Genomic DNA, 15190 nt, shown 5'->3' with positions numbered 1-15190 from the left:
CGGTCTTGCGTTTCCGACTCTATCAGACTCTTTCGCGTCCGATTCCCGGCCGGCGGGACCGCTTTCGGTTCTTCGCTTTCGCGTTTCCCTTTCGGCGTGGTCACTACTTTAACTGATTTCCCCGGCGCCTCATAATCGAGTCGATCAGGCCGAATTTCGGCATGCCGAAATCGCACCCGTTCGGGTTCGTCGTCAGTAGTGGATGGCCGCTCCGGAGCTGCTGAAAAGCAGTGCCCCGTTCAAGCGGCTCGGGCTACGTTAGGCGTCTCGCCGTACCGAGTCAAGTTGCCCTGCGGCGCGGCGTGTGGGCGCGATACGGGCTCACCGTGGGGTCGCCCTCGATCCAGAAGCGCCACGGGTGGTACGCCCCTTCTCCGCCGACACCCGTCCGTGGGCCGTTGCGGACCTGGTCAAGGGAGGGCGGGCGGCCCTGGAGGAGGGTCAGCGGTGCGGCGGGGCCGTCGCAGAGGTCCGCCCCGTTGAGGGCACGGTCGACGTCGAGGGCCGTGGCCAGACGGGCCGGGCCTTTGGCCAGTTCCTTGTCATGGCGGGCCGAGATACGTCGACGGCGAGTGAGCTCCGCGCCCACCTGGATCTCCCCCGCGCGCAGGAGGATTCCGCTCGCCTTGCCCTCGGGGCCGCACACCACGTTGAGGCAGTGCCACATGCCATACGTGAAGTAGACGTACGCGTGTCCGGGCGGGCCGAACATCACCTCGTTGCGGGCGGTCCGGCCGCGGTAGGCGTGGGAGCCGGGGTCGGACTCGCCCGCGTACGCCTCCACCTCGGTCAGGCGCAGCTCGATCGGGCCGTCCTCCGTCATGCGGATCAGCGTGCGGCCCAGCAGTTCGGGCGCCACGTCCAGGACCGGGCGGTCGAAGAAGGAGCGGGCCAGCGGCGTACGGTCGGAGCTCTCGATCATTGCTTCGAGCGTACCGGGGAACCGACTACGGTCGTCGGGCGTATGTAGGGGTCAGGACCTAGAAGGAGTGGACATGGGCTTCAAGAAGCTGCTCGCGAGCCTCGGCGCCGGTGGTGCGTCCGTCGAGACGGTGCTCACCGAGGAGAACGTCGTTCCGGGGGGAGTCGTCCAGGGCGAGGTGCGTATCCAGGGCGGTTCGGTCGATCAGCAGATCGAGGGGCTGTCCGTCGGTCTTCAGGCGCGTGTCGAGGTGGAGGGTGGCGACCAGGAGGTCAAGCAGGACGTCGAGTTCACCAAGCAGCGGCTCGGTGGCGCGTTCGAGGTCAAGGCCGGCGCGGTGCACGTGGTGCCGTTCGGTCTCGAGATCCCGTGGGAGACGCCGGTCACGGCGATCGCCGGGCAGCAGCTGCGAGGGATGAACATCGGTGTGACGACCGAGCTGGAGATCGCGCGTGCTGTGGACTCGGGGGACCTCGACCCGATCAACGTGCATCCGCTGCCGTCGCAGCAGGCGATCCTCGACGCGTTCTTGCAGCTGGGCTTCCGTTTCAAGAGCGCGGACATGGAACGCGGTCACATCCGCGGGACGCGGCAGCAGCTGCCGTTCTACCAGGAGATCGAGTTCTTCCCGCCGCAGCAGTACCGCGGGCTCAACCAGGTCGAGCTGACGTTCGTCGCGGACGACCGCGAGATGGACGTCGTCCTGGAGATGGACAAGAAGCCGGGTCTGTTCAGCGAGAGCAGCGACTCGTACAAGGCGTTCAAGGTCGGGCACCACGACTTCGCGGCGACCGACTGGGCCGCTTACCTGAACCAGTGGCTCGCCGACGTCGGTGGCCGTCGCAACTGGCTCTAGGCTCGGGGCCAGGACGCAGGACAGCCGAATCGGAGGTTTTGACGTGACCGAGCTGAAGCGTGCGCCGCTTCCGCACGACTTCCACCCGCCGGTGCCGTCGTTCACGGTGGTGAGCGACGACATCGAGCCGGGGTCGGTGCTGAAGGACGCCCAGGTCTACGCGGCGGGCAACACGTCCCCGCATCTGCGGTGGGAGGGCTTCCCGGCCGAGACCAAGAGCTTCGCCGTGACGTGTTTCGATCCGGACGCTCCGACGGGCAGCGGTTTCTGGCACTGGGTCCTGTTCGACATCCCGGCGTCGGTGACCGAGCTTGCGGCGGGCGCGGGCACCGGGAAGTTCGAGGGGCTGCCCGAGGGTGCGGTCCAGGCCCGCAACGACTACGGGTCGAAGGACTTCGGGGGTGCCGCTCCCCCGGCCGGCGAGAAGCACCGTTACGTGTTCACGGTGTACGCGGTGGACAGCGAGAAGCTCGGACCGGATGCGGACGCCTCGCCTGCGGTGGTGGGCTTCAACCTGCGTTTCCACACGCTCGCCCGCGCGCACGTGATCGCGGAGTACGAGGGGCCCGCCGAGAGCTGATTGTTCGTTTTCCGTTTGCCCTGCCCTGGTCTTGGAGAGATCAGGGCAGGGCAGTTTTGTTGCCGGGGGCCGGGGGTTCGCTCTCCCGGAAGGCACAGATATTGCGTTGTCCATCTCGGCGCGCCCGGCGAGAGTTGATCCGAGCCCGATGCCCGCCGACGGGGCTGGGCCGGCGAACGGGAGGTGGGCGAGATGCGGGACACGCTGGTGCTGAATGCGAGCTTCGAGCCGCTGTCGACGGTGACACTCAACCGTGCGGTGGTGCTGGTGCTCCAGGACAAGGCCGTCGTCGAGCAGGCCCACCCCGGTCTCCGTGTCCGCGCGGCCGCCGTCGATCTCCCGGTGCCCCGGGTGATCAGGCTCTGCAGGTACGTACGGGTGCCGTTCCGAAGACAGGCGCCGTGGTCACGGCGGGGTGTGCTGGTCAGGGACCAGCACCGGTGCGCGTACTGCGGCAGGCGCGCGACGACCGTGGACCACGTGGTGCCGAAGTCGCACGGTGGTGCCGACTCCTGGCTGAACACGGTGGCCTCGTGTGCCGAGGACAATCACCGCAAGGCGGACCGTACGCCGGAGCAGGCGGGTATGCCGTTGCTGCACCAGCCGTTCGTGCCGTCGCCGGCGGAGGCGATGCTCCTCGGGATGAGGTCGGGTGAGCGGGCGGCCCTGCCGGACTGGCTGGCGGCGGACACCGCCGCGTAGCCAGCGACGGCGGCCGTGGTGCATGCGCCGTGGTGTCTCGTCAGGGAGCCCGTCCCCGTACGGATCGGGGGCGGGCTCTCTCGCGTGCCGGCGCGCTCAGCGCAGGAGCAGCTGCACGATGGCGCAGCTGCCGACGATCACGATGAACACGCGCAGTGCGGTGGGGTGCAGTTTGCGGCCGATCTTCGCGCCGAACTGACCGCCGATCGCCGAGCCGACGGCGATGAGGAGGACGGCGGTCCAGTCGAAGTCGGCGACGAAGAGGAAGAACAGTGCGGCGATGCTGTTCACGATGGCCGCGAGGACGTTCTTGACGGCGTTGAGACGCTGGATGGTGTCGTCGAGCAGCATGCCCATGAGGGAGAGGTAGATGATCCCCTGGGCCGCGGTGAAGTAGCCGCCGTACACGCTGGCGAGCAGCAGGCCGCCGAAGAGGACGGGCCCGCCGTCGGTCTTGGTGAGGGTGCCGTTGCGTGCGCGGCGGCGCTGGACGGCCGTCGAGATGCGGGGCTGGAGCACGACGAGGACCAGGGCGAGCGCGACGAGGACGGGCACGATCGTCTCGAAGGCGGTCGACGGGAGCATCAGCAGCAGGACGGCTCCGCCGAGTCCGCCGATCGCGGCGGCGATGCCGAGGCGCATCACGAGGGGCCGCTGGCCCTTGAGTTCCTCCCGGTAGCCTATGGCGCCGCTGATGGAGCCCGGGATGAGCCCGAGGGCGTTCGACACCGTGGCGGTGACGGGCGGCAGTCCGGTGGCCAGCAGTACGGGGAAGGTGATCAGGGTCCCCGAGCCCACGATGGTGTTGATGGTGCCGGCGCCGATTCCGGCGGCGAAAATCGCCAGTGACTCCCAGATGGACAACGCCATCTCCTCCACGATCGGTGAGACGCCTCCCCGCCATCAAGGTCGAGTGGCCTCAACGATCATGCACGAAGGGACGTCGGCGTCAGTCGATGGGGGGTTGTTCGCGGCGCTCGGTGCCGCTGCCGCTGCCGTTCCCGTTGCCCGCCTTGCTCGGTCCGCCGCCCATGCCGGCCATCGGGTTGAAGTTTCCCATGGCTCCGGAGAGCCCCTTGAGGGCGTCGCCGATCTCGCTGGGCACGATCCAGAGCTTGTTGGCGTCGCCCTCGGCGATCTTCGGGAGCATCTGGAGGTACTGGTAGGCGAGGAGCTTCTGGTCGGCGTCTCCCGCGTGGATGGACTCGAAGACCGTACGGATGGCCTGGGCCTCGCCCTCGGCGCGCAGGGCCGCCGCCTTGGCCTCACCTTCGGCGCGAAGGATCGCGGACTGCTTCTCGCCCTCGGCGGTGAGGATCTGCGACTGCCGGATGCCCTCGGCGGTGAGGATGGCGGCGCGCTTGTCCCGGTCGGCACGCATCTGCTTCTCCATCGAGTCCTGGATGGAGGTGGGCGGCTCGATGGCCTTGAGCTCGACGCGGTTGACGCGGATGCCCCACTTGCCGGTGGCCTCGTCGAGGACTCCGCGGAGCGCGGCGTTGATCTCCTCGCGGGAGGTCAGGGTCCGCTCCAGGTCCATGCCGCCGATGATGTTCCGCAGGGTGGTGACGGTGAGCTGCTCGATGGCCTGGATGTAGCTGGCGACTTCATAGGTCGCGGCCCGGGCGTCGGTCACCTGGTAGTAGATGACGGTGTCGATGTTGACCACCAGGTTGTCCTGGGTGATCACCGGCTGGGGCGGGAAGGGGACGACCTGCTCGCGCAGGTCGATGCGGTTGCGGATGGAGTCGATGAAGGGGACGACGATGTTGAGGCCCGCGTTGAGAGTGCGGGTGTAGCGTCCGAACCGCTCCACGATGGCGGCGCTGGCCTGCGGGATGACCTGGATCGTCTTGATCAGGGCGATGAAGACCAGCACCACCAGAATGATCAGGACGATGATGATCGGTTGCATCGCGTTCCCTGTGCCCTTCGCTGCCGGATGATTCTGCGATTTCTGCGGATCGAGCTGAGGTCGGATCTGACGGCCGTGATGATCAGTTTCCCAGAACAGAGGCTGTGCTGCGGGCAGTTCGCAAGGTTCGGCCCGTTCGGTCCGTTCGCAGAGGCGGTGGCTGCGGTCGTCGTCGCGTGGAGTGCCGTCGCCGCGCTCACATCACGACGGCGGTGGCTCCGTCGATCTCGACGACGTCGACCTGCTGGCCCTGCTCGTAGGACATGGACGCGTCGAAGGAGCGGGCGGACCAGACCTCGCCGGCCAGCTTGATGCGGCCGCCGTTGCCGTCGACCCGTTCGACGACGACGGCCTGACGGCCTTTCAGGGCGTCGACGCCGCTGGCGAATCGCGGGCCCTGCTGGGCTCTGTGCCGGGCCGCGATGGGGCGTACGACCGCGATGAGCGCGACGGACACCGCGGCGAAGACGAGGACTTGAGCCACCGATCCGCCGCCGAGCGCCGCGACGACGGCCGCGGCCACGGCTCCCGCGGAGAACATTGCGAATTCGGGCATCGCGGTCAGCACGAGCGGAATGCCCAGTCCGACCGCGCCGATCAGCCACCACACCCATGCGTCGATGTCCACGTGGTCATGGTAGGTCCGCCGGTCGCGGTCCGGACAGGGGGCGATGCGGGTCGTCCGCGCTTCTGCCCCTGTTTCTCAGGGAGTTCAGCCGAGCGGGAGGCCCTGCGCGGTCCAGCGCTCGCCGTTGCGCTCGACCACGAGCGGGAGGCCGAAGCAGTGGGAGAGGTTGCGGGAGGTCAGCTCGGTCTCCATCGGGCCGGCGGCGAGCACCTTGCCCTGCCGGATCATCAGGACGTGGGTGAAGCCGGGCGCGATCTCCTCGACGTGGTGGGTCACCATGATCATGGAGGGCGCGTACGGGTCGCGGGCGAGCCGCCCGAGACGGCGCACCAGGTCCTCGCGGCCGCCGAGGTCCAGGCCGGCGGCGGGCTCGTCGAGGAGGAGCAGCTCGGGGTCGGTCATCATGGCGCGGGCGATCAGGGTGCGCTTGCGCTCGCCCTCGGAGAGGGTGCCGAACTTGCGGTCGAGGTACTCGGTCATGCCGAGCCGGTCGAGGAAGGCACGGGCGCGCTGCTCGTCGACCTCGTCGTAGTCCTCGTGCCAGGTGGCGGTCATGCCGTACGCGGCGGTGAGGACGGTCTGCAGAACTGTCTGGCGCTTGGGGAGCTTGTCGGCCATGGCGATGCCGGCCATGCCGATGCGCGGGCGGAGCTCGAAGACGTCGACGCCGCCGAGCTGCTCACCGAGGATCCGGGCCCTGCCGCTGCTGGGGAAGAGGTAGCTGGAAGCGATGTTGAGCAGAGTGGTCTTGCCGGCGCCGTTGGGGCCCAGGATCACCCAGCGCTCACCCTCCTTGACCGACCAGGAGACGTCGTCCACCAGAGCGCGTCCGTCGCGGACCACGGATACGTCCACCAGCTCCAGTACATCGCTCATGAGCGCGTTGTCTCCCCATGCAATCGTCGAGGCCTTCGGGTGCGTGTGGGCGGTTTGTGCGCCTGTGGGCACAGCACCCAGGGAAAACCTACGCCACCCGCCGGGCGCTCCGGTCGCCCGGTCCCGTGCTAGGGGGTGTCCGCCGGGCACGCCTAGGCTGGGAGCATGCTTTCGGAACCGCGTTCAGGCCGCTTGGCGGCATGGGGAAACGCCCTTTTGGCCGGACTTGTCTCACCGGACGACGCCGTGCACGCGATCGTCGGCGACGACGCCGTGCACCGGGTGGAGGGACTGCCGGGCGAGGCCGGTCCGGTGGGGCTGACGCTCGCGCTCGGGCGGCTGCGGGCGCTGGGCGTGACCGGTTACCGGGTGGCTCTGCCCGCGCCCGGGCATCCGCTCGGGCTGAGCGGCCCGCCCGAGTTCAACGCGCGGGCGCTGGAGGCCGAGGAGGCCGTCGTCGCGACGGGAGCGGCGTACGGGCTGGTGCCGGAGATCCGCGAGGCGGGTCCGGCCGGAGACGTGCACGTGGACGTCCTGTGGCACTGCCTGCCGGTGCAGGAGGCGCCGCCCGCGGACGTGCCGTCGCTCGGCGAGGCGGAGCGGGAGCTCGCGGAGGCGCTGCGCAAGGCGACGTCGACGCTGACCCGTCTCGATGTGGCCGCGTCGGGGCCGGTGGCGGAGGCGGCGGTGGACGCGTACCGGGCGCGGTCGGAGCGTGGGGCCGCGGAGACGCTGGCTCCGGGCTACCCACCCCGTGCGGTACGGGTGTTGGAGCTGGCGCAGCGGATCGGGCTGCTGATCTCGGTGGCGTACGAGAACGGGCACGGCGGTGCGGTGAGCGCGGCGGAGATCGCGGCGCGGGGGGAGGCGCTGCGGCCGGTGGAGCGGGTGGCGCGGAGGGCGCAGGTGGCGGCGTACAACGCGTATGTGGAGGAGCGGCAGCGGGGGTGACGCCGCCTCCCGAGGGGGCAGGGGCAGTGCCCCTGCCGCCCCGGGCCGGGGCGGCAGGCGTTCGGGCTCGTGGTGCCGGAGGCCGGTCGGGGAGGCCGGACACGTTCGCCGTGGGGTCCGAGACGGGCAACGGACGGGGACCGGCCCCTGACCGTCCGATCAGCCGGTCAGTCCGTGCCGCACCGCCCAGAGCGCCGCCTGGGTGCGGTCGGCCAGGTCGAGCTTCATGAGGATGTTGGACACGTGCGTCTTCACCGTCTTCTCGGAGAGCACCAGCGCCCTGGCGATCTCCCGGTTGGACCGGCCGTCGGCTATCAGCCCCAGGACCTCGCGCTCCCGCTCCGTGAGGTTGCCGCCGCGGCCCGTGCCGCCCGGTGAGTCGTCCTCGGACAGCAGCGCACCCGCGACCTCCGGCTGGAGCAGGACATGGCCCGCGTGGACCGAGCGGATGGCGCCGGCCAGGGCCTCCGGGTCGACGTCCTTGTACACATAGCCCGACGCACCCGCGCGCAGGGCCGGGACCACCGTGCGCTGCTCGGTGAAGCTGGTGACGATCAGGACCTTGGCCGGGTTGGCGAGCTCGCGCAGCTTGCGCAGGGCTTCGATGCCGTCCATGCCCGGCATCTTCACGTCCATCAGCACCACGTGGGGCTTCAGCTCCTCGGCCCGCGCGACGCCCTCCGCACCGTCGCCGGCCTCCCCCACCACCTCTATGTCGTCCTGGACCTCGAGGAACGTGCGCAGCCCGCGCCGCACCACCTGATGGTCGTCGACCAGCAGCACGCGGATCTTCCTGTCAGCCACCGGGGACCTCCATCTCGACCGTGGTGCCCTTGCCGGGCTCCGATTCCACGCTGAGCCTGCCGCCGACGCCGCCCGCCCGGTCCCGCATCGACACGAGCCCGAGATGGCGCCCGGCCCTGCGAACGGTGCGGGGCTCGAACCCCTTGCCGTCGTCGGTCACGCTGAGCAGGGCGCCTTGGCCGCGGCGGACGAGCACGACGTCGACCCGGTCCGCGCCGGAGTGGCGCAGCGCGTTGTGCAGGGCCTCCTGGGCGACGCGCAGCAGGGCCTCCTCCTGGGCGGCGGGCAGGGCCCGCACCCCGCAGGTGCCGAAGGTGACCTTGGCCGTGTGCGCGCGGTCGAGGACCTGGATCTGGGTGCGCAGCGTGTTGACGAGGCCGTCCTCGTCGAGGGCCGCGGGCCGCAGCTCGACGACGGCGGCGCGCAGCTCGTCGGCCGCTTCGGCGGCGAGCTCGGCGACCTGCTGGAGCTCGCCCTTCGCCCTGCCGGGGTCGCGGTCCACCAGGGCGGCGGCGGCCTGGGCGGTGAGCCGCAGGGAGAAGAGCTTCTGGCTCACCGCGTCGTGCAGCTCGTGGGCGAGGCGGGAGCGCTCCTCGGCGATGGTGAGCTCGCGGCTGCGCTCGTACAGCCGGGCGTTGGTGAGGGCGATGGCCGCGTGCTGGGCGAGGATGCCGAGCAGTTCCTCGTCGTCCTCGGTGAAGCCGCAGCCGCCGTCCTGCCTGGGGCAGCGCTTGTTGGCGAGGAACAGCGCGCCCATGACCTCGTCGCCGTCCTTGATGGGCAGGCCCAGGAAGTCGGACATCTCGGGATGGGCGGACGGCCAGCCCTCGAAGCGGGGGTCCTTGCGCACGTCGGCGAGCCGCTCCACCTTCGCCTCCTGCAGCATCGCGGCGAGGATGCCGTGCTGGCGCGGCAGGGGGCCGATGGCCTTCCACTGGGCGTCGCTGACGCCGTCGACGACGAACTGCGCGAAGCCGCCGTGGTCGTCGGGCACACCGAGCGCCGCGTACTCCGCGTCGAGGAGGTCGCGGGCGGAGGCCACGATCGTCTTGAGCACGTCGCGCACCTCGAGATGCCTGCTCATGGCGAGGAGGGCGGTGCTCACGGCGGACAGGCCGGAGCTCGGTCGGTGACTCATGACCTCACCGTACCGGCGGGATGTGACAGTGCGTATCGGCCCCGGGACCGCCCCCGCCTAGGCCGGGGGGCGTAGGCCGAAATGCCCCTGCGGGAAGGGGCCGCGGCACGAGGCGGCGGGCCCGTCCGCGTTCCTACGTTGGCGGCACCACACAGGAGCGTTACGGCGAAGGGGATGGGTCTCATGCCGGTTGCGGTGATCACAGGGGCGTCGAAGGGACTGGGCCGCGCTCTCGCGGCCGGTCTCGCCGGGGAGGGCTGGGACCTGGTGCTCGGGGCCCGCACCGAGGACGTGCTGAAGGAGAGCGCCCGGCTGGCGGGTGTCCACGGCACACGGGTGGTGCCGGTGGCGGGGGACGTCACGGACGCCGCGCACCGTGCGGCGCTGGTGGCGGCGGCCGCTGAGCTGGGCGGCCTCGATCTGGTGGTGAGCAACGCGAGCGCGCTGGGAGCGGAGCCGCTGGTGCGGCTGGAGGCCCTGGCCCTGGACGGGCTGCGGGCGGCGCTGGAGACCAATGTGGTCGCGGCGCTCGGTCTGGTGCAGGAGGCGCTGCCGATGCTGCGCAGGTCGCCGGCGGGGGCGGTGGTGGCGGTCAGCTCCGACGCGGCGGCGGAGGCGTACGAGACGTGGGGCGGCTACGGGGCGTCGAAGGCGGCGCTCGACCAGCTGTCCGCGGTGCTGGCCGTGGAGGAGCCGGGGCTGCGGGTGTGGAGCGTCGATCCGGGCGACATGGCGACGGACCTCTATACGGCTGCTGTCCCGGACGACGAGGAGCCGCGGACGTCTCCCGAGTCCGTGGCGCCCGCCTTCCTGCGGCTGCTCTCGCAGCGTCCGGCCAGTGGCCGGTACACCGCTGCCGCGCTGCTGGGGTCCCGATGAGGACGGTGCCGGAGGGAAGGGCCGTGCTGGAGGCGCTGAGGGTCCCCGAGGAACTGTCCGCGCGAGTGCCGGCGGAGGAGCGGGGTGCGGGGCGCGACGACGTACGGCTGCTGGTCTCACGCGGGACGCGGGTGTCGCACCACGCGTTCCGCGATCTCCCGGGGCATCTGCGGGCGGGTGACGTGCTCGTCGTCAACACGTCGTCGACGCTGGCGGCGGCGGTGGACGGCCGGGTGGGCGGCGAGCCGGTGGTGGTCCACTTCTCCACGCAGGGGGACGACCTGCGGTGGGCGGTGGAGCTGCGGCGCCCGGACGGCTCGGGGAGTACGGCCCCGCGCCCGGGCGGGCCGCGCGGCGCGGTGGTGCGGCTGCCGGGCGGCGGGCACCTGGTCCTGGAGGAGCCGCTGGCGCCGGGGGCGCGGCGGCTGTGGTGGGCGTCGGTGTCGGTCGGTGTGACGGGGCTGCTGGCGCGGCACGGGCGGCCGATCCGCTACGGGTACACGACCGGGGACCAGCCGCTCGCCGCGTATCAGACGGTCTTCGCGCTGCCCTCCGCCGACGGTTCGGGGTCGGCGGAGATGCCGAGCGCCGCGCGGCCCTTCACCGCGCCGCTGGTGGCGGAGCTGGTGAGCCGGGGGGTGCAGTTCGCACCGGTCACGCTGCACACGGGCGTGGCGTCGACGGAGGCGCACGAGCCGCCGTATCCGGAGCGCTTCGACGTGCCGGCGACGACGGCGTGGCTGGTGAACGCGGCGCGGGCGGCGGGCGGCCGGGTCGTGGCGGTGGGGACGACGGCGGTGCGGGCCCTGGAGTCGGCGGCGGACCCGGCAGGGGTGGTGGCGCCCGCGGCGGGGTGGACGGATCTGGTGGTGACGCCGCGGCGGGGGGTGCGGGTGGTCGACGGCCTGCTGACCGGGCTGCACGAGCCGGCGGCGTCGCATCTGCTGATGCTCGAGGCGATCACCGGTGAGGCGGCGCTGACCTGCGCGTACTCCGAAGCGCTGAGGAACCGCTATCTCTGGCACGAGTTCGGCGACGTCCATCTCGTACTTCCGGACGACGCCCCTCACTCGCTGGATTGCTGACGCAACACACGGTGAGAGCGTCGCGTGTCCGATGTGAGCCCGCGCATAGGACGTAGGTCACTTACGAACCTCTTTAGTGCGTACATAAAGGGCGTGTGAGCGGGGACAGGACGCATGAATCGGGCGTTTGGGATCAATGTGATCCACTACCGCGGATCGTACGTCACACCTTTGCCAGCGGATTTTGCTGCCGCTAAGAATTGCCGACGTCGCTTCCGAACAGCGCAGAGCCGAACCGGCCTGGAGCGACTTTCCGCTATTCGAAGAGGTACGTCTGTATGTCCGCGTTCAACACCGCCGCTCTCCGCCGTCTCCGATCGCGCAAGGCCGCGGTCACCGGTGTCGCCGTCGCCGCTTCCGCCGCTCTGGCGCTGTCCCTGGCTCCCGCCGACGCCGAGGCCGGCACGACGACCGAGGTGGCCGCGGCCGCCCCCGTGGCCTTCAAGGTCAACGAGAAGCAGGCCGCCGCGGTGCAGGAGAGCATCGCCAACCAGCACACCGCCTTCGAGGCCCAGCTCAAGGCCGCGCAGGCGAAGAAGAAGGCAGAGGCCGCCGAGGCCAAGAAGCAGGCCGAGGCGAAGAAGAAGGCCGAGGCCAAGAAGAAGGCGGAGGCCGCCGCGAAGAAGCGTGCCGCCGAGCAGGCCGCCGCCAGCCGGTCCGCCGCGCGCAAGCCCGCGAAGGTCACCTACCCGAACAACCTGGACGGCTGGATCCGCGAGGCGCTGTCCATCATGAAGAAGCACGACATCCCCGGCACCTACGAGGGCATCCACCGCAACATCATGCGGGAGTCCAGCGGTAACCCGCGTGCCATCAACAACTGGGACATCAACGCGATCAACGGTGTCCCGTCGAAGGGCCTGCTGCAGGTCATCAAGCCCACCTTCGACGCCTACCACGTGCCGGGCACCAAGCACGACCAGTACGACCCGGTCGCCAACATCGTCGCCGCCTGCAACTACGCGGCCGACCGCTACGGCTCCATGGACAACGTGAACAGCGCCTACTGAGGCACTGCCGACGCCACCGCGACGAGGCGGTAGCAGACATACGCCGAAGGGCGCACCCCGCGCGGGGTGCGCCCTTCGGCGTCGTCAGTCGACGTGTGCCGTCACTTGCGCATGACCTCGGGCTCGTGGCGGCGCAGCAGGCGCTGGACCACGAAGCCGCAGATGACGCCGATGGCGAGCAGGATGGTGATGTTCATGCCCCACTGGCCGGCCGTGTGCTCCCACAGCGGGTCCAGGTCGGTGGGGTTCTTCGGGTCCCACGGCGGCATGAGGTGCGCCAGGTCGAGCGTGGTGCCGGCGCCGGCGATGGCCCAGCGGGACGGCATCAGCCAGGCGAACTGCTCCAGGCCCGGCGAGCCGTAGACCTGGAAGAGGATGCCGGTGAAGACGACCTGGACGATGGCGAACATGACCAGCAGCGGCATGGTCTTCTCGGCGGTCTTCACCAGCGAGGAGATGACCAGGCCGAACATCATCGAGGTGAAGCCGAGCGCGATGACGACAAGACAGATCTCGACGGCCGGCGGCATGATCAGGCCCTCTTCGGGCAGCCTGCGGGTCGCGAAGCCGATGCCGCAGATGATGACGCCCTGCAGGGCGGTGATCAGGCCGAGGACGATGACCTTGGACATCAGGTACGCCGAGCGGGACAGGCCGGTCGCCCGCTCCCGTTCGTAGATGACCCGTTCCTTGATCAGCTCTCGTACGGAGTTCGCGGCGCCGGAGAAGCACATGCCGACCGCAAGGATCAGCATGATCGTGCCCGCGTCGCCGTTGAACCGGGACCTGCCGTCGTCGGGGGCGGCCAGGCCGAAGTCCGCCGGGATGACGACGGAGACCAGGCCGAGGACGGCCGGCAGGATCACCATCAGGCCCATGAAGCCCTTGTCGGACGCGATCACCGACGAGTAGCGGCGGATCAGGGTCCACAGCTGGGAGCCCCAGCTCTGCGGCTTGGGCGGGTTCATCTGCTGCGGCGGCGGCATGTTGACCGCCTGCGGGGCGACGGCGTCGAGGTCGGCCGCGTACATCTGGTAGTGCTGCGAACCGCGCCAGCGGCCGGCCCAGTCGTAGTCGCGGTAGTTCTCGAACGCGGAGAACACGTCCGCCCACGTGGTGTAGCCGAAGAAGTTGAGCGCCTCCTCCGGCGGGCCGAAGTAGGCGACGGAGCCGCCGGGCGCCATGACGAGGAGCTTGTCGCACAGCTGGAGCTCGGCCACGGAGTGGGTGACCACCAGGACGGTGCGGCCGTCGTCGGCGAGGCCGCGCAGCAGCTGCATGACGTCGCGGTCCATGCCCGGGTCGAGGCCGGAGGTCGGCTCGTCCAGGAAGATCAGCGACGGCTTGGTCAGCAGCTCCAGGGCGACGGAGACGCGCTTGCGCTGACCGCCGGACAGGGAGGTGACCTTCTTTTCCTTGTGGATGTCGAGCTTGAGCTCGCGCAGCACCTCGTCGATACGGGCCGCGCGCTCGGCCGGCGTGGTGTCCGCGGGGAAGCGGAGCTTGGCCGCGTACGTGAGCGCCTTCCGGACGGTCAGCTCCTTGTGCAGGATGTCGTCCTGCGGGACCAGACCGATGCGCTGGCGCAGCTCGGCGAACTGCTTGTACAGGCTGCGGTTGTCGTAGAGGACGTCGCCCTGGTTGGCGGGCCGGTAGCCGGTCAGCGCCTTGAGCAGGGTGGACTTTCCGGAGCCGGACGGGCCGATGACGCCGATCAGGGACTTCTCGGGGACGCCGAAGGAGACGTCGCGCAGGATCTGCTTGCCACCGTCGACCGTGACGGTCAGGTGACGGGCGGAGAAGGAGACCTCACCGGTGTCGACGAACTCCTCGAGGCGGTCACCGACCAGCCGGAACGTGGAGTGACCGACACCGACGATGTCGTTCGGGCCGATGAGGACCGTGGACGACTTGGCGATCGGCTGGCCGTTGACGTACGTGCCGTTGTGGGAGCCGAGGTCGCGGATCTCGAAGCGGCCGTCGGGCGTCGCGACGAATTCGGCGTGGTGGCGCGAGACCTGCAGGTCGGAGACGACCAGCTCGTTCTCGAGCGCACGACCGATGCGCATCACGCGGCCGAGGGAGAGCTGGTGGAAGGTCGTGGGGCTGCGGTCGCCGTAGACCGGCGGGGCGCCCTGTGCCTTCTGCACGCCCTGCTGGTGCGGGACCTGGGCCGGCTGCTGCGCCTGCGGGGCCGGCGGCTGCTGCCAGCCCTGCTGGGCGGCCTGCGGCGCCTGGCCCTGCGGCCAGTCCTGCTGCGGGGCCGGGGCCTGCTGGGGGGCGGCGGCCTGGGCGCTGTAGGCGGCGGCAGCGGTGAGGCTGAGCCGCGGACCGTCGGTGGCGTTGCCCAGATGCACGGCCGACCCGGCGCCGATCTCCATCTGGTGGATCCGCTGGCCCTGCACATAGGTGCCGTTGGTGCTGCCGTGGTCCTCGATGACCCAACTGCGCCCGCCCCAGCTGATCGTGGCGTGCCGCCACGAGACCCTGGCGTCGTCGATCACCAGATCACCCTGCGGGTCGCGGCCGAGGGTGTACGACCTGGACGGATCGAGGGTCCAGGTCCTTCCGTTCAATTCCAGTACGAGTTCCGGCACTCCATGCCCCACTAGTTGTCCCCCGAGCTACCCCCGTTGCCGGGAGTCTAGGGATGGCGAACATCGTGGGAACTATTTCAGGCCGGGGTCCGGATCCGAAACTCGGGCCTTGTAAAGGCAGTGTTCGGTACGGAGTTGGGACCTTCGTGGCCAGTCGGGGACGCCCCGCGGGGCGGCACATCGCCCGCACTGCCCATGGACGGTGTTCAACAGTGCGTAACCATGACGAACCCGGGCGTGAGCGGCG

15 protein-coding genes are annotated in these 15190 nt (G+C 70.3%); 7 read left to right on the top strand and 8 right to left on the bottom strand.

Features of this window, described 5'->3' with window-relative positions; translation table 11 throughout:
* Positions 1-280: 280 nt before the first annotated feature.
* The gene (locus tag HW130_RS09275; protein WP_177148976.1) at positions 281-922 is read right to left on the bottom strand and encodes a DNA-3-methyladenine glycosylase; all 642 of its coding nucleotides are present in this window, start codon (positions 920-922) and stop codon (positions 281-283) included.
* A gap of 73 nt (positions 923-995) precedes the next feature.
* On the opposite strand from HW130_RS09275, the gene HW130_RS09270 reads away from it, so the two are divergent.
* The 3 genes from HW130_RS09270 to HW130_RS09260 all read left to right on the top strand — a co-directional run bounded on the left by HW130_RS09270 (position 996) and on the right by HW130_RS09260 (position 3060).
* Positions 996-1778: a sporulation protein gene (locus tag HW130_RS09270; protein ID WP_177148975.1), complete on the top strand. Its 783-nt coding sequence runs from the start codon at positions 996-998 to the stop codon at positions 1776-1778.
* Between the two features lie 43 nt (positions 1779-1821).
* Entirely contained in the window at positions 1822-2358 is a 537-nt protein-coding gene (locus tag HW130_RS09265; RefSeq protein ID WP_177148974.1) for a YbhB/YbcL family Raf kinase inhibitor-like protein, read from the top strand.
* A gap of 192 nt (positions 2359-2550) precedes the next feature.
* Positions 2551-3060: an HNH endonuclease gene (locus HW130_RS09260; protein WP_177148973.1), complete on the top strand. Its 510-nt coding sequence runs from the start codon at positions 2551-2553 to the stop codon at positions 3058-3060.
* A gap of 96 nt (positions 3061-3156) precedes the next feature.
* On the opposite strand, the gene HW130_RS09255 is transcribed toward HW130_RS09260, so the two are convergent.
* From HW130_RS09255 to HW130_RS09240, 4 genes are all read right to left on the bottom strand, one after another.
* Complete coding sequence (locus tag HW130_RS09255) at positions 3157-3924, bottom strand: sulfite exporter TauE/SafE family protein (protein ID WP_177148980.1); 768 nt, start codon at positions 3922-3924, stop codon at positions 3157-3159.
* Positions 3925-4009: 85 nt separating this feature from the next.
* The gene (locus tag HW130_RS09250) at positions 4010-4975 is read right to left on the bottom strand and encodes an SPFH domain-containing protein (protein ID WP_177148972.1); all 966 of its coding nucleotides are present in this window, start codon (positions 4973-4975) and stop codon (positions 4010-4012) included.
* Between the two features lie 196 nt (positions 4976-5171).
* Complete coding sequence (locus tag HW130_RS09245; RefSeq protein ID WP_177148971.1) at positions 5172-5603, bottom strand: NfeD family protein; 432 nt, start codon at positions 5601-5603, stop codon at positions 5172-5174.
* 84 nt (positions 5604-5687) lie between these two features.
* On the bottom strand, positions 5688-6479 hold the full coding sequence (locus tag HW130_RS09240) for an ABC transporter ATP-binding protein (protein ID WP_177148970.1): 792 nt from the start codon (positions 6477-6479) through the stop codon (positions 5688-5690).
* Between the two features lie 165 nt (positions 6480-6644).
* On the opposite strand from HW130_RS09240, the gene HW130_RS09235 reads away from it, so the two are divergent.
* A complete protein-coding gene (locus HW130_RS09235; RefSeq protein ID WP_177148969.1) occupies positions 6645-7430 on the top strand; it encodes a hypothetical protein in 786 nt (261 codons plus the stop codon).
* A gap of 159 nt (positions 7431-7589) precedes the next feature.
* Here the strand turns inward: HW130_RS09235 and HW130_RS09230 are convergent, their stop codons facing one another.
* On the bottom strand, positions 7590-8234 hold the full coding sequence (locus HW130_RS09230) for a response regulator transcription factor (RefSeq protein ID WP_177148968.1): 645 nt from the start codon (positions 8232-8234) through the stop codon (positions 7590-7592).
* Positions 8227-9372, bottom strand: a complete 1146-nt coding sequence (locus HW130_RS09225; RefSeq protein ID WP_177148967.1) for a GAF domain-containing sensor histidine kinase — start codon at positions 9370-9372, stop codon at positions 8227-8229. Before HW130_RS09225 ends, HW130_RS09230 begins: the two co-directional genes overlap by 8 nt.
* 183 nt (positions 9373-9555) lie before the next feature.
* Here HW130_RS09225 and HW130_RS09220 point away from each other — a divergent pair, with 183 nt between their 5' ends.
* The 3 genes from HW130_RS09220 (at position 9556) to HW130_RS09210 (ending at position 12346) form a co-directional block, all read left to right on the top strand.
* A complete protein-coding gene (locus HW130_RS09220) occupies positions 9556-10251 on the top strand; it encodes an SDR family oxidoreductase (protein WP_177148966.1) in 696 nt (231 codons plus the stop codon).
* On the top strand, positions 10248-11336 hold the full coding sequence (locus HW130_RS09215; RefSeq protein WP_177148965.1) for an S-adenosylmethionine:tRNA ribosyltransferase-isomerase: 1089 nt from the start codon (positions 10248-10250) through the stop codon (positions 11334-11336). The genes HW130_RS09220 and HW130_RS09215 overlap by 4 nt, the downstream gene beginning before the upstream one ends.
* Positions 11337-11614: 278 nt before the next feature.
* A complete protein-coding gene (locus HW130_RS09210; RefSeq protein ID WP_177148964.1) occupies positions 11615-12346 on the top strand; it encodes a transglycosylase SLT domain-containing protein in 732 nt (243 codons plus the stop codon).
* A 101-nt stretch (positions 12347-12447) separates the two neighbouring features.
* On the opposite strand, the gene HW130_RS09205 is transcribed toward HW130_RS09210, so the two are convergent.
* Positions 12448-14955 carry an FHA domain-containing protein gene (locus tag HW130_RS09205; protein ID WP_177148963.1) on the bottom strand — a complete coding sequence of 836 codons (2508 nt, stop codon included), beginning with the start codon at positions 14953-14955 and terminating at the stop codon, positions 12448-12450.
* Positions 14956-15190: the final 235 nt, after the last annotated feature.

Source organism: Streptomyces sp. PKU-EA00015 (assembly GCF_013387495.1).
Lineage (GTDB): Bacteria > Actinomycetota > Actinomycetes > Streptomycetales > Streptomycetaceae > Streptomyces.
This window is presented reverse-complemented; position numbering and strand designations above follow the sequence as displayed.

Bases quoted from the DNA above. Each gene is read 5' to 3' on its own strand.
- HW130_RS09275 (WP_177148976.1), bottom strand. From the start codon at position 922: ATGATCGAGAGCTCCGACCGTACGCCGCTGGCCCGCTCCTTCTTCGAC.
- HW130_RS09270 (WP_177148975.1), top strand. From the start codon at position 996: ATGGGCTTCAAGAAGCTGCTCGCGAGCCTCGGCGCCGGTGGTGCGTCC.
- HW130_RS09260 (WP_177148973.1), top strand. From the start codon at position 2,551: ATGCGGGACACGCTGGTGCTGAATGCGAGCTTCGAGCCGCTGTCGACG.
- HW130_RS09250 (WP_177148972.1), bottom strand. From the start codon at position 4,975: ATGCAACCGATCATCATCGTCCTGATCATTCTGGTGGTGCTGGTCTTC.
- HW130_RS09240 (WP_177148970.1), bottom strand. From the start codon at position 6,479: ATGAGCGATGTACTGGAGCTGGTGGACGTATCCGTGGTCCGCGACGGA.
- HW130_RS09235 (WP_177148969.1), top strand. From the start codon at position 6,645: ATGCTTTCGGAACCGCGTTCAGGCCGCTTGGCGGCATGGGGAAACGCC.
- HW130_RS09225 (WP_177148967.1), bottom strand. From the start codon at position 9,372: ATGAGTCACCGACCGAGCTCCGGCCTGTCCGCCGTGAGCACCGCCCTC.
- HW130_RS09220 (WP_177148966.1), top strand. From the start codon at position 9,556: ATGCCGGTTGCGGTGATCACAGGGGCGTCGAAGGGACTGGGCCGCGCT.
- HW130_RS09215 (WP_177148965.1), top strand. From the start codon at position 10,248: ATGAGGACGGTGCCGGAGGGAAGGGCCGTGCTGGAGGCGCTGAGGGTC.
- HW130_RS09210 (WP_177148964.1), top strand. From the start codon at position 11,615: ATGTCCGCGTTCAACACCGCCGCTCTCCGCCGTCTCCGATCGCGCAAG.